This window comes from Mesorhizobium sp. M1348, from assembly GCF_040317925.1.
GTDB lineage: Bacteria > Pseudomonadota > Alphaproteobacteria > Rhizobiales > Rhizobiaceae > Mesorhizobium.
This window is the reverse complement of sequence record NZ_JAMYLH010000085.1, coordinates 1-800: the sequence shown is the minus strand read 5'-3', so window position 1 is coordinate 800 and position 800 is coordinate 1. Positions and strand designations below refer to the sequence as shown.

Here is an 800-nt window from a genome sequence, read left to right as displayed (position 1 = left end):
CATGGCCGCCCAGTTCGGCGGTCCGGCATAGCTCGATCGCGCTCATCACGCGCCGCTCGACGCGCCCGAGATGGCCGTCATGGGCCTGCCGATACGCCTCGCCGTGGCGGCGGAAGATGTCCGCCACCTCCAGTCTCGCCGACATTGGCGGAACCGGTCAGCCCGGCGGCACAACCTCAATGGTCAGCCGATCGAGCGGGCTTTCCGTCCGCCGAATGAGACCGTTCGAGACCTTTGTGTAGCGCGCCGTGCTCGACAGGTTGTTGTGGCCGAGCAGCACCTGGATGATGCGGATGTCCGTACCGTTCTCCAGCAAATGCGTGGCGAAGCTGTGCCTGAGCGTATGCACCGTCACGCGCTTGTCGATGCCGGCAGCCGCACGCGCCGAGCGGCACGCCGAATAGAGAACCTGCACATCGATGGGGCGGTCGACGCCGCGCCCGGGAAACAGCCAGCCCTGCGGCTTCGCCAGCCGCCAGTAGACTCGCAGGATGCGCACAAGCTGCGCCGACAGCATCACGGTGCGGTCCTTGCCGCCCTTGCCGTGATGGACGAGGATCACGCCGCGTTCACTGTCGATGTCGCCGACCTTCAGCCCGACGGTCTCCGAGGCGCGAAGTCCCGCGGCGTAGGCCGTGGTCAATGCCGTTCGGGTCTTCAGGCTCGGCACCGCCTCCAGGAACCGGACGACCTCGTCGGCGCTCAGCACCACTGGCAGCGTGCGTGGCGAGCGGGCGTAGACGATCCGCTCCGGGATCTCGGCATGGCCCAGCGTCACGCCGTAGAAAAACCGCAGCGCG

General features: G+C 67.6%; 1 protein-coding gene and 1 pseudogene. Both read right to left on the bottom strand.

Translation table 11 applies throughout. The annotated features are described in order from the left end of the window. Window positions 1-145, bottom strand: a pseudogene (locus tag NKH13_RS35535) (IS91 family transposase); the annotation flags it as partial. Window positions 146-157: 12 nt separating this feature from the next. Next, window positions 158-800: tyrosine-type recombinase/integrase (locus tag NKH13_RS35530; RefSeq protein ID WP_352917494.1), on the bottom strand; the 643-nt coding region annotated here is incomplete at its 5' end.